General features: G+C 43.6%; 11 protein-coding genes. 9 read left to right on the top strand and 2 right to left on the bottom strand.

Annotation, left to right across the window (positions count from 1 at the left end):
- Positions 1–273: 273 nt before the first annotated feature.
- Positions 274–2,511 carry an RNA degradosome polyphosphate kinase gene (locus HXT60_RS06135; RefSeq protein WP_004114108.1) on the bottom strand — a complete coding sequence of 746 codons (2,238 nt, stop codon included), beginning with the start codon at positions 2,509–2,511 and terminating at the stop codon, positions 274–276.
- Between the two features lie 575 nt (positions 2,512–3,086).
- Here HXT60_RS06135 and HXT60_RS06130 point away from each other — a divergent pair.
- The 3 genes from HXT60_RS06130 to HXT60_RS06120 all read left to right on the top strand — a co-directional run bounded on the left by HXT60_RS06130 (position 3,087) and on the right by HXT60_RS06120 (position 5,853).
- A complete protein-coding gene (locus tag HXT60_RS06130; protein WP_004573623.1) occupies positions 3,087–3,818 on the top strand; it encodes an MIP/aquaporin family protein in 732 nt (243 codons plus the stop codon).
- Positions 3,819–3,968: 150 nt separating this feature from the next.
- Positions 3,969–5,018 (top strand): glutamyl-Q tRNA(Asp) synthetase, encoded by a 1,050-nt coding sequence (locus HXT60_RS06125; protein WP_004137679.1) that lies wholly within the window; start codon positions 3,969–3,971, stop codon positions 5,016–5,018.
- Between the two features lie 34 nt (positions 5,019–5,052).
- Complete coding sequence (locus HXT60_RS06120; RefSeq protein WP_004137718.1) at positions 5,053–5,853, top strand: YggS family pyridoxal phosphate-dependent enzyme; 801 nt, start codon at positions 5,053–5,055, stop codon at positions 5,851–5,853.
- Between the two features lie 49 nt (positions 5,854–5,902).
- Here the strand turns inward: HXT60_RS06120 and HXT60_RS06115 are convergent, their stop codons facing one another.
- Complete coding sequence (locus HXT60_RS06115) at positions 5,903–6,718, bottom strand: fumarylacetoacetate hydrolase family protein (protein WP_004137642.1); 816 nt, start codon at positions 6,716–6,718, stop codon at positions 5,903–5,905.
- Positions 6,719–6,936: 218 nt separating this feature from the next.
- Between HXT60_RS06115 and clpB the strand changes: the two genes are divergently transcribed.
- The 6 genes from clpB to HXT60_RS06085 all read left to right on the top strand — a co-directional run bounded on the left by clpB (position 6,937) and on the right by HXT60_RS06085 (position 13,135).
- Complete coding sequence (gene clpB / locus HXT60_RS06110) at positions 6,937–9,531, top strand: ATP-dependent chaperone ClpB (RefSeq protein ID WP_004137632.1); 2,595 nt, start codon at positions 6,937–6,939, stop codon at positions 9,529–9,531.
- 269 nt (positions 9,532–9,800) lie between these two features.
- Positions 9,801–9,989, top strand: a complete 189-nt coding sequence (locus tag HXT60_RS06105) for a hypothetical protein (RefSeq protein ID WP_016812439.1) — start codon at positions 9,801–9,803, stop codon at positions 9,987–9,989.
- A 44-nt stretch (positions 9,990–10,033) separates the two neighbouring features.
- On the top strand, positions 10,034–10,789 hold the full coding sequence (locus HXT60_RS06100; protein ID WP_174190822.1) for an ABC transporter ATP-binding protein: 756 nt from the start codon (positions 10,034–10,036) through the stop codon (positions 10,787–10,789).
- 273 nt (positions 10,790–11,062) lie between these two features.
- Positions 11,063–11,209 carry a hypothetical protein gene (locus HXT60_RS06095; RefSeq protein WP_162860817.1) on the top strand — a complete coding sequence of 49 codons (147 nt, stop codon included), beginning with the start codon at positions 11,063–11,065 and terminating at the stop codon, positions 11,207–11,209.
- Between the two features lie 110 nt (positions 11,210–11,319).
- A complete protein-coding gene (locus HXT60_RS06090) occupies positions 11,320–12,414 on the top strand; it encodes a hypothetical protein (protein WP_415707034.1) in 1,095 nt (364 codons plus the stop codon).
- A complete protein-coding gene (locus HXT60_RS06085) occupies positions 12,404–13,135 on the top strand; it encodes a hypothetical protein (RefSeq protein ID WP_415707013.1) in 732 nt (243 codons plus the stop codon). The genes HXT60_RS06090 and HXT60_RS06085 overlap by 11 nt, the downstream gene beginning before the upstream one ends.
- Positions 13,136–13,177: the final 42 nt, after the last annotated feature.

Here is a 13,177-nt window from a genome sequence, read left to right as displayed (position 1 = left end):
GAACTGTTATATTGTACGTAACAATATTATAAATACTCAATTTTTACATAAATTATCCCAAAACTGGCAAATGGTGGCGTAAAAAACATGCCAAAACTGGCAAATAATTACTCAAAAAACCTCCTAAAACTGGCAAATGGTGCTGTAGAAGAGTTCGGCTATTGCTGGAACGCTTGAGATTTAGTCAGATTAGAAGGAGCAATAAATACAACAAGAGCCAGAATCATATTTCTGAATCTGGCTCTTTGCCTATTGTTTATTAGTTACTCGCAATCAGTTCACACCTCGAGGTTTGCGTGTGTGAGTATGAATTAGATATTCCTGACTGTCGACTAGAGGACGACCTTCGGAATCGCGAGAATGCAGCGTGTATGTGCCATCTCCATCCATCCACCAAGAAACTGTTGAATCAGCCATTTGCAAATCAATGTATTGAATCAACGCCTCCACCTGGTCTGGAGCGCTTATGCGAACCAGTGTTTCAACGCGGCGATCAAGATTTCGATGCATCAAATCGGCCGAGCCAATCCACACTTCTGGGCCACTTGCAGGACCATCGCCAATTTGCGGACCGCAAGAATTAGCAAAAGCATAGATTCGGCTGTGCTCAAGGAATCTGCCAAGAATAGAGCGAACTCGAATATTCTCGCTCAATCCTTCAATGCCAGGCTTTAGCGAGCAAATTCCACGCTCAACAATGTCAATCTTTACTCCAGCTTGAGCCGCGCGGTACAAAGCGTCAATCGTCTTTTCGTCAACAACAGAATTGACTTTAATCTTAATCCACGCTTCTTTTCCAGCAAGAGCCGCTGCCTCTTCCCTGCGAATTCGCTCAATAATGCCCGTTCGAACTGTGCGAGGAGCCACAAGCAAGCGATGGAAACTAGACTTTGGAGCGTAACCCGAAAGCTGATTAAACAAGCGAGTCAAATCTTGACCAACTACAGGATCGCAAGTAAGCAAGCCCAAATCTGTGTAAAGGCGAGCCGTCTTAGGGTTATAGTTGCCAGTACCAACGTGGCAATAGCGGCGCAATCCTTCGGCTTCTTGGCGAACCACAAGCGAAAGCTTGCAATGCGTCTTCAATCCAACAATGCCGTAAACAACGTGAACGCCTGCGCGCTCAAGCTTACGCGCCCAAGCGATGTTAGCGTCCTCGTCGAATCGCGCTTTAATCTCAACAAGCGCAAGAACCTGCTTGCCAGCGTGTGCTGCGTCAACAAGAGCGTCAATAATTGGCGAATTGCTAGACGTGCGATACAGCGTTTGCTTAATTGCAAGCACCTTTGGATCTGCCGCCGCTTGCGCCAAGAACGCCTGAACAGAAGTAGAGAACGAATCGTAAGGGTGATGAAGCAAAATATCATGCTCGCGAATCGAAGCGAAAATATCTTGCGCATGGCTAGTTTCAACTTCTGCAATTTGGCGATTTGTAGTAGGAATAAACGGACGATACTTCAAATCTGGGCGATCCAGCGCTTGCAACTCAAAAAGAACCGTCATATCTAGCGGCGAAGGCAAACGATATACTTCTTCTGGGCTTACGCGCAACTGATTAGCCAGCAACTGAGACAAGAATGGGCTAGCTTCGTCGGAAATCTCAAGACGAATAGGCGGCCCAAAACGACGACGCAAAAGCTCCTTTTCCATAGCGTTGAGCAAGTTTTCTGCATCGTCTTCCTCAACGTCAATATCTTCGTTACGCGTAACGCGGAAAGATCGCGCTTCTTTAATAATCATGCCTGGGAAAAGCGATTCCAAATGTGCTGCAATCAACTTTTCCATAGGAATAAAGCCGTAGCGCTCTTCGCGACCCTCTTCGTCGGTTAAATCGTCAACTGGAACAAGACGATTCAAATTATCTGGAATCTTTACGCGAGCAAAATGCGATTTTCCAGAATTTGGATTCTCTACAATAACAGCCAAGTTAATAGACTTGCCAGAAATATATGGGAACGGGTGTGCAGGATCCACTGCAAGTGGCGTTAATACTGGGAAAACCTGCTTGCGATAATAGTCTGAAAGTCTATCTTTTTCGGATTGCGTAAGCTTGTCCCAACTGAGCATAACAATGCGCTGCTTAGCAAGCTCTGGCAAAATGTGGTCAATAACATAATGCGCATGCTCATCTTGACGACGATGTGTAACCTCGCTAATTGCTCGCAACTGCTGACGCGGGCTAAGCCCACTTGCAGCGGTTACTGCGATTCCTGAGTCGATTCTGCGCTTTAAGCCTGCAACTCGGACCATAAAGAACTCGTCTAGGTTGGAGGCAAAGATGGCTGCAAAATTAGCGCGTTCAAGAAGTGGTAAATCGGTATTTTGCGCTAACTCAAGCACGCGACGATTGAACTTTAACCAGCTTAATTCTCGGTCAAAGAAGCGATCTTTTGGCAACGGTAGCTCGCCCTCACGAGCTTCACGCTTTTCTGCCTTTTCGTCTTCGGCGATGTGCTCTGCAATTTGACCGCGCAGAATCGCCTTTGAGGGAGCGTCAAAAATTTGTACCATACTCCGTAATTGTATGCGCTGTAAGGGATGTGCGCGACTGAGTGTCGGCAGCTGCGCGTGCTCGACACGCCGATAATTGCAATATGTGAACGCATCTGAACATGACAACCATTGCATATTCACAAAATGATGCAAAACCATCTATTTTTTATGTGCGAATGAACACTAATTACAATATGTGAACAAAGATGGTTTTGTACTTTACTAAAGAACAAAAAACAGTAATAATAAGAATCACAAGAACAAATTAAAAGAGCGGTAGACCACAGAAAATGTATGGATGTTAGATTCCAATTACGTTGGACGGATACATAAGACTTTACCGTTGCAACGAGGATGTTGTGCAGATAGAACCGCTGAAGATTGTTTTTGTAAGTAAGAGGCTCGCCAGTGTGGCGGGCCTCTTTTGATATATGACTATTTGATATTTACTCGCAGTGTCGTGTTCATAGGGGAAACTATCAAAGAATAATTGTTGGAATAATAATTGCTGGATTCATTTTCTTAGCTTCTTTGAAAATGAGATGTGGTACAAAAGCAAAAGCAACAAAACAATTAAGAAGGATCGAAGGACCATGCAACATTCATTTACAGTAATGTTGGCAGCCGAGTTTATTGGAACTGCCATTCTTATGATTTTTGGCAATGGAGCCGTTGCCAATGTTGAACTTAAAAACACTAAAGGTCATCACGCAGGCTGGCTAAACATTGCTATGGGCTATGGTTTTGGCGTTATGTTCCCAGTGCTAATGTTCGGTGGAATTTCTGGCGCGCACATAAATCCTGCTATGACAATTGCGCAAGCTGTTTGCGGAATGTTCCCTTGGGCAAACGTACTTCCGTATATTGTGGCTCAGCTTTTGGGCGCATTGGTCGGTCAGCTTATTGTGTACGTAACTTATTTGCCACATTACAACGAAACCGAAGAGCCAGAGGCTATTCTTGGAACGTTCTGCACTACGGATGCTTACAATAACAAGCTTAACTACTTCCTAAACGAATTCTTTGGCACGCTCGTGCTTGTTTTGGCTGCGCTTTGCTGCCTTACTTCTCCTTGGGGAGAGAAGAATTTGGCTGGAGCATCAATCGTAGTTGGCTTTGTTGTTTGGGGATTGGTGACTTCTATGGGTGGTCCGACTGGTCCTGCTTTGAATCCTGCTCGAGACCTTATGCCGCGTTTGCTCCACGCCATTTTGCCTATTCCACACAAGGGTTCTTCTCGTTGGGGCGAGGCGTGGATTCCAGTCGTAGCCCCTATTGCCGGCGCAATCTTGGGCGTGCTTATGTTTAAGTCGCTATTTGCATAAAACAGTTGCTTTTAATTGTTATTGATTGTGATTAATTGCGGTTGTAAGAAGCGCGTGATGCTAGTATGAATGCGTTACGCGCTTCTTGTTTTGCAAGTTTATGCTTTGCAAACTTGTGCTTATTAAGAAAGATATTAGAAAGACGAAATCATGTTTTCTAAGTCACCTATTGCAATTGGTCGTTTTGCGCCGACTCCTTCTGGGCGTATGCATATTGGCAATATGGTAGCAATGTTGGCTGCTTGGCTTTCTGCAAAGTCGCAAGGTGGAAGCATGATTTTGCGTCTGGAAGATCTCGATATTGCTAGAATGCCAAAAGATGCAAGCGCGCGAGTGATTGACGATTTGAAGTGGGCTGGGCTTGATTGGGTTGGTGAGCCGACTTATCAGCATGAGCGCACTGCACTCTACCAAGAAGCTCTTGATGCGTTAGAATCTTTGCAAGACGGAGACGGGAATTCCCTGATTTACCCGTGTTTTTGCTCGCGTTCCGATATTCGCGCGATTGCAGCGCCGCAAGAAGGCGACGGCTTTATACGCTATCCCGGTACGTGCAGAAATCTTCGCAAAAATGCGCAAGGCTTGGCGCAAATCGAAAAGCGTTTGCAAAATAATCAACAACATTCTTTGCGGCTTGCTGTACCGACTGCTGATTTAAACCAAGCGAATGTGAGTTTTATAGACGCGATTTTTGGTGCGCAATCGTTTAACATTAATCGCGACTTGGGAGACATGGTGATTCGTCGCGCGGATGGCGTGTTTTCCTACCAGCTTGCGGTTGTTGTTGACGATGTGCTTTCGGGAGTAAACGACATTGTGCGCGGACGCGATTTGCTTCGTTCTGCTGCGCTTCAAATTTGGATTGGTGAATTGCTTGAAAAATCTGGATTTTTTGCGGCTAACGGCGTGCACTATGTGCGTCCGCAATTTGCGCACTTGCCACTAATTGATAACGCTCAAGGCGAGCGACTTGCCAAAAGTAAACATTCGCTTGATGTTGGCGCACTTCGAGAAGCTGGTTGGAGCGCCGAGCGCATGATTGGCTATTGCATGTATCTTTTGGGATATAAAAATCCTGGGCAAACTCGCCCAGTAGATATGAGCGCTGCAGATGCGCTCGCTTTGTTTGAAAGCGACGAAACGCCGTGGGATTCTGTTAGCGCAAACCTAGCAGACAAATCCGTGCCCTTCCTTGACTAAACTATGTATTTAGAATGATAGATTGGGGTAATAAATGGCATACATGACGCAAAAAGATTTAGCGAATACTTGGGTCGATTGTGTTCGTGCGCGTCAAATTGCCGACGGTGTGCACAGTGTGCAAGACGCCATTGCTCAAGCCGAATCGCATTATGGGTGCAAATCTGAGTCGGTTACGCTGCTTGCTGCAACTAAAACGCGAGATGTTGGCGAAATTATGGCAGCGCTTAAAGCTGGAGTGCGCGTAATTGGGGAAAATCGTCCGCAAGAAATTGTCGCAAAAGCCGAAATTTTACGCGTGGAGTCCTCTAAAGAAGGCTTAAATGTTGGTGTAAACGGCGAAATTCCGCTCTATTTAATAGGTCAGTTGCAAAGCAATAAAATAAACAAAGTTTTGCCGCTTGCAAATGGTATTCAGTCGGTTGACAGCATTGAGCTTGCGCAAAAAATATCTGCTCGCGCTCAAAATTTGGGACTTTGCACAAACGTTATGTTGGAAGTGAATGTTTCGGGAGAATTTACGAAATCCGGATGCGCGCCAGAACGTGCGATTGACGAAGCTCTCGCTATATCTAGCCTGCCTGCGCTTAATTTGCACGGATTTATGACACTTGGAGCGCGCGTGGATGATGAAAAAATAGTGAGAAGTGGTTTCGCAAAATTGCGAGAAATTAGAGATTGCGTGAGTGAACAACTCGCGCAAGATCATGATGGAAACTCTACAAAATTAGAGCTTTCAATGGGAATGTCTGGTGATTTTGCGTGGGCGATTGCCGAAGGTTCGACGATGGTTCGAATTGGTTCGGCAATCTTTGGCCCGCGCGCATTTGTATAGTATTAAGTTTTGTCTAGCTTCTGATTTTTATCTTTTACTTTTATTACCGTTACGCATGCATAATCACATTGCGCAGCGAACCAATACCATCTACATGCACAATCGCTTCGTCGCCAGCGTGCAAAGTTCCTGCTGGATACGGCGTTCCTGTCAAAATCACATCTCCTGGAAGAAGAGTTGAGAAGCTTGAAATCGCAGCGATTTGCTCTGGAATACTGTGAATCAATCGCGCTGTGGTGCCGCTCGCCTCTGGCACATCTTTTCCATTAAGCGTAAACGAGATATGCGCGTCTCGCCAATTTAGCTCGGTTGTAATCCATGGACCAAGTGGGCAAGACGTGTCGAATCCTTTTGCGCGCGTAAACATTGGATCGCTGCCTGCGCAATCACGCAAAGTCACGTCATTTACGCAAGTAAAGCCAAAAACGTAGTCCATTGCCTTATCGACCGACACATTCTTGGCGATTTTGCCCATAACAACAGCCACTTCTGGCTCAAAATTCATATCGTTTGAAAAAGCAGGAATAACAATTGGGTCGTCTGGGCCAATTACAGATGTGCTCGGCTTTGTAAAAATCACCATGTCTGCTGCCGTGTGGCTTGACGACGCAGCAGAAGATGCGCGCTCTTCGGCAGAACGCGTATCGTAGTTTTTTGCCAATCCGTATACTTTTGAAGGAATCACTGGTGCAAGCAGGCGCACGCCATCGGCATCTAACTCGTAGCGCTTGCCTGTTGGCTTAACTCCTTGAGGGCTTAGTGGATGACCTTCTAGCGCTACTAAATAATCCTTGCCGTCTGCTTCGTCTTTTTGGACAAACGCGTATTGAGGAACTTCATTATAGGAAAAACGTGCAATTCTCATATTTTTAAGATTACGACATATTTAATACTTAGGAAAATACTTAGGAAAAGTCGCAAGCAACCGTTGTATAAGGAAACGCCACAAACATCTTGAAAACAAAACTTGAGTGTAGTAGACTCAAGTTTTAGAAATTGACAGAATGTGGTTTGAGTGCAATCGCAAAAAGTGCACGTAAATCACCTAAAATCCGCTAGATAGCGGTGCAAATGGGGGTAAATATGGAACAAAAATTTACGACCTTAGCGCAAGATGCATTAAGTGATGCTGTGCAAAGCGCGGCGGCAGCTGGCAATGCGCAAGTTGATACGTTACATTTGGCAGATGCTTTACTTCGCCAAGAGCAAGGCGTAGTGCGCGCGCTTATTGCACAGGCAGGGGCGGACGCGCAACAAATCGGCGCTGAAATTCGCAACGCATTAGTGGCACTGCCTTCATCTACTGGCTCAACTACAACTAAGCCAGACGCAAGCCGTCAGCTTTTAGCTGCGCTAAGTCAAGCAGAAAAAGAAATGCGCACAATGGGAGACGAATACGTTTCTACAGAGCACATGCTTATTGGCATAGTTGCAAGCGCGCCAAATGCTGTTGCGGATATTTTCAAAAAGCACAATGTTTCTGCAGACGCGTTGCGCAAGGCTGTGCCAACTGTGCGTGGAGGTGCGAAAGTTACCAGCCCAGACGCGGAAGGCAACTACAAAGCGCTTGAAAAATATTCGGTTGATATGACTGCGCGCGCTCGCGAAGGAAAGCTTGACCCAGTAATTGGACGAGATCAGGAAATTCGCCGCGTGATTCAGATTCTTTCTCGACGCACGAAGAACAATCCTGTGCTAATTGGCGAGCCAGGTGTTGGTAAAACGGCAGTTGTAGAAGGATTGGCTCAGCGAATTGTTGCCGGAGATGTGCCTACGACTTTGCAAAACAAGCGTCTTATCAGCCTCGACTTGGCTTCGATGGTTGCAGGTTCGAAGTATCGCGGCGAGTTTGAGGAACGCTTAAAGGCAGTGTTGAAGGAAATTCAGCAATCAGACGGTCAAATTATTACGTTTATTGATGAGATTCACACTGTTGTTGGCGCAGGATCTGCAGAAGGTTCAATGGATGCTGGCAATATGCTTAAGCCAATGCTTGCGCGCGGTGAGCTGCGCTTGGTTGGCGCGACTACGCTTAATGAGTATCGTGAGCATATTGAAAAGGATTCCGCTCTTGAGCGCAGATTCCAGCAAGTATTCGTTGGCGAGCCATCTGTTGAAGATACGGTGACGATTTTGCGCGGACTTAAGCAACGTTACGAAGCGCATCATAAGGTGACGATTAGTGACGATGCAATCGTAGCTGCAGCAACGCTTTCAAACCGCTATATTACTGGCAGACAGCTTCCAGATAAGGCGATTGATTTGGTGGATGAAGCGGCAGCTCACTTGCGTATGGAGCTTGATTCTCAGCCAGAAGAAATCGATGAATTGCAGCGCAAAGTTACGCGTCTTGAAATGGAAGAAATGCAATTAAAGAAAGCGGAAGATGCTGCTGCACGCGAACGCTTAGAAAAGTTGCAAGAAGAATTAGCAAACTCGCGCGAAAAGCTTACTGGATTGAAAGCGCGTTGGGATGCGGAAAAAGCTGGCCATAACAAGGTTGGCGATTTGCGAGCGCAACTCGACGCTAAGCGCGTAGAAGCCGACAAATTCACGCGAGAAGGCAATTTGGAGCAAGCAAGCCGTATTTTGTATGGCGAAATTCCAAGCATTCAAAAAGCTTTGGAAGAAGCAGAATCCGAGGCTGCTAATGCTAAGAGTGAAGCAAAAGAGCCAATGGTCCCAGACCAGGTTGATGCTGATTCTATTGCTGGAGTCGTTAGCGAATGGACTGGCATTCCTGTTGGCCGCTTGATGCAAGGCGAAAATGAGAAGCTGCTTAACATGGAAAAGGAGCTTTCTAAGCGCGTTGTTGGTCAAAGCGAAGCAATTCAGGCTATAGCGGATGCTGTGCGCAGAAGCCGTGCTGGAATTGCAGACCCGAATCGCCCTACCGGTTCGTTCCTATTCTTGGGTCCTACTGGCGTTGGTAAGACGGAGCTTGCAAAGGCTCTTGCTGACTTTTTGTTTGACGACGAGCGCGCAATGGTTCGCATTGATATGAGCGAGTACATGGAAAAGGCTTCCGTTTCGCGTCTAATCGGTGCTGCTCCTGGTTACATTGGCTACGAGGAAGGCGGCCAGCTTACTGAAGCCGTGCGACGCCGCCCGTATTCTGTAGTGCTTTTTGACGAAGTTGAGAAGGCACATCCAGAAGTATTCGACGTTTTGTTGCAGGTTTTGGATGATGGTCGTTTGACTGACGGACAAGGTAGAACGGTTGATTTTACGAATACGATTTTGATTATGACATCAAACTTGGGTTCGCAATTCCTTGTGCAAGAAGGCTTGGACGATGCTGCTAAACGCAAGGCTGTTATGAACGCTGTTCACGCTGAGTTTAAGCCAGAGTTCATTAACCGTTTGGATGAGCTTGTTATGTTCCATCCGTTGAGCCGCGAAGAGCTTGGTGGAATTGTGTATATTCAAGTTCGCCAAGTGGCTGCACGCTTGAGTGACCGCCGCATTAGCTTGGATGTGAGTGATTCTGCTCGCGCTTGGCTTGCGGAGCATGGCTACGATCCAGTTTATGGTGCTCGTCCGTTGCGTAGATTGGTTCAAACGGAAATTGGCGATCAACTTGCGCGATTGCTGCTTTCTGGCAAGGTGCATGATGGCGCTCGCGTAGTTGCGGATTGTGAGAATACTAGCGACCATGTAACTCTCAAGATTGCGTAATATATGCACTATTTAATGTAGTCAAATAATGTAGTCAAATAAAACAAAGCGTGCTGTTTATTGGATTATTTTCCATTAGACAGCACGCTATTTTTGTATCTAAATAAAAAATATTTGTAGAAGGAACTTGAAATAAAAAGGTGGAATCCCCCTTAATTTTTCAAGTTATTGCTGATAATTGGCATTATAGGATATGCATATCTTTTAAAATTTTAATTGGTTTTTATAAAAATCTATTTTTTTTTTCATATTAAATTATCATAAAATATATGTACTTATTCAAGGCTGAATACGTTATGAAGCAGATTGAAAATGGAGATACGAATATGTTCGCAAAGAAAGGATTTGCAATAGTTGCGCTTGCTACTATTGTTTATGCTGTGCCAATTTCAGCTTATGCTCAGATGAGTGGTTCTGTAGTTGGAATAGACAGAGAAAATATACGAAGTTGTAGGTAAGTAGTCTAGTTATTAAGTGGTGAGATATGCAACAAGAATCATTTATGGGCTCAGATGTGCAACTTGTTAATGTGAATTTTTCGTATGGGAAAAAACAAATTTTGCATAATCTTTCTATAGATTTATCTTTTGGCATATGTGGTCTTTTGGGGCCAAATGGTGCTGGGAAAACTACTCTGCTTAACGTTATAGCGACGATTTATGCTCCCTCTAGTGGAAAACTTTTTGTTCATGGCTTTGACGCGACTTGTCGTGCGGAAAGGGCTAAAGCTCGGTCAAATATTGGTTATTTGCCACAATCATTTGAACTTATGAATGCATCGAGTGTGTTAAAAAATGTTCAATATGCCGCATGGGCGCGAGGTTTATCGTGGAGCGCTGCGTATCAAGCTGCTTGGAATGCTCTCAAACAGGTTGGCTTGGAAAAACAAGCACATCGCATCGTTGCTAAAATATCAGGAGGTCAGCGTCAGCGTGCTGGTATTGCTTGTGTGATTGCTAGTCAGCCTGCAGTACTAATACTTGATGAGCCTACTGTTGGTTTAGATCCTGAGCAGCGTATTGATATTCGTAATTTTCTTAAGTCTTATTCGCAAAAGCATACTGTTATTGTTAGTACACATTTAGTAGAAGATTTAGCAGTAATTGCGGATCGGGTTATAGTTCTTAATGAAGGAATTATATTGCTTGATGGGAAAATGGATAATCTTCTTCAGTATGCTAATCGTGAAGATCTTATGGTAACTCCATGGGAATCAGGATATAGGCATTTGCTATCTAAATTTCATAAAAGTGAGTAGTAGCAGTAACTGGATATGTATAGTTTCTTATTTTGTTAATGTGGTAGTGAGTAGGGATGTGATTAAATATGCGTCAATATTCTAACTTTTTAACTGAATTCAGATTTTTTACGAAAAGTCATAAGAAGTGCACGATTGTTTCACATATTATGTCCCCATTATCTCTAATAAGCAGTTGTATTTTTAGCTTATTTTTGATTGCATATCCTATTTTTTTGGGTGTGGCAAATTTTTTAGCGCATAATAATAATTATGCGCTTTGGTTAAGAATTGATGTCACATGGATGCATTGTTTGTCTGATATTGTTGCTTGCATTTTTGGCGCATGGTGTTCATGTAAAGCTTGCTCGCCCAGATGTTTGGTCAATTCTGCGTGGTGTGCAGGAAAATCAGCCAGTCGTTACGCTATTCCTATACTAAAAGGCGCTATACTGTGCAGTTTGTTATATTGCGTAAGTATATTGCCAACAGTAATTCAGAGTGATGTAAATATTACAAATTTTCCGTATTTTCCACTATTGTGTGGAGGCGTGACGCCGAGTGCATTTTTTGCAATTGGTTTTACTTTAGGGGTAATTATTGGCAATCGTTGGGCAATTGTATTATCAGCTTTATTATCTTTTGCAATAATTTGGTGCTGTATTTATGGCGTCATTATAATGCGTAATGGCGTTATCCCTCAGGGAGATATTTTTCCTAGATATTGGGGTAGTAGTTTATACGCAACACTTCCAGTGTCGGATGCTGGTATTGGTGCTGAGCCTGGTTTGCGAATGAACCCATGGTTGGTGACTTTGCGCATATTCTTTGTGTGTGTTGTTATCGTTTCATGCATTCTTTGTTGCGCGCATATTAGATATTTTTGGCAAAAGGGATCTTATTGGTGCATAAAAGCAATAAGTATTTCTTTAATTATGCCAATAGTATGTGCTTGTTGTATAGCTATGTGGGGTCCAAAACCTTGGATTCGCTCTGGACCTTTTGTGCCTCAGTGTACGACGTTTAAAGATACTGCTTTTTCTGTTTGTGTACATCCTGAAGAAGCTTATATTCGTAAACTTCGTGCTGTTAAACATTTGAAAACTGTTGCTTCTTGGTTTCCTAAGAATCAGAGAGATTCGCAAGGCAAAGGAATTGTGCTTGTGCTTGGAAATGCGTTTACTCCAACAAATACTGAAAAATCTTGGAATCTTACTAATAGTGGTTTAATAAAGTTACGTAATCTTAAAGCTACTGTTATTCAACAACAAACAGATACATTTGTTAGGCGTTCTGAGAAATATGGTGATATGACTGGTATCGCTCAAGAAGTGTTACAAAGATTTGTGCCTGCAAAATGTGCATCAAATGCTATGAAAGAAGTATATGTAAAAAAGAATCTTGATTCAAACGCTTCTGTTACAGCATTTTTGCTTGCTCAGCTTCCTTCTCGTATAAGTAATGATGTGTATGGGTCATATGGATTTATTCCAGGTGAAGCAAACGATAAAGTGGCTATGAGTATTAATAATGCTGATGATGCTAAGCTGAAACAATTTGTAAAAAATCATGTTAAAGAACTTAATCAATGCCGCATAACTCCACAACAAGTCTTATCGGAACTTGGTGATAAGCATGAAAAATAATTTTCGCGCTTGGCTTGAAGGTAGGCATTATATTGTTGCAATCGTTGCAATTTTATTGTCCGTAGTCCTTCCCTCTTTAATGCTTGTTATATTCAGATCATTTGTAACGCAGTTGCCAGTTTATGTTGGTTATATTTGTTTGCCGGATTCTGCTAATGTGCATAATGCGGTAGGAGGTATAACGTTTCAATGTCAATCTGGTAGTAGTGTTGTTAATTTTGTTGTTCCTCTGTATGAAGTTATTGTAGTTGGGTTTATTGCCGCGGCATTCGTTTGTCTTGCTCCGATTATGGTATCGTGGGAACGTTTCGTGATGAAAAGGTTGCGAATATATGCATTGAGTGCTGCTTTATTGTGTTTGTTTGTTTCATTTGGCGCTTCAGTGTTGATTGTTCGTATAGTTGACTTGCAGCTATTTAGTACATTGCAGATGATTTTAGGTAATGCGTGGATTGATATTGTGCTCATAATGATTGGATTAGCCTGTTTTGGAAGGTTTTACGGTCTTGCATTTGGTGTCTTTTTAGTGGTGATGAATATTGCTACACAAGGTTTGCAAAGTAAAATTGGATTGATTTTGCGATGGTATCCTTATGGAACTTTGCCTGTAATTCCTGGACAATCCATATTGTTATACGTCATTGTTGTGCTTACTGTAATTGCAGTTTGCCTATGGAGCGGCACGTGTGGACGTGGATTGCTTTATTTTGAACGTGCTTAAAAGACGTGTCTAATTATGTTTCAAAAGTCAACTCAATAGTGT

Origin of the sequence: Gardnerella sp. KA01002 (genome assembly GCF_049244015.1) — a bacterium.
Classification (GTDB): domain Bacteria; phylum Actinomycetota; class Actinomycetes; order Actinomycetales; family Bifidobacteriaceae; genus Bifidobacterium; species Bifidobacterium vaginale.
Note: the sequence above shows the minus strand (reverse complement) of the source record. Positions and strands in the feature narration are given on the sequence as shown.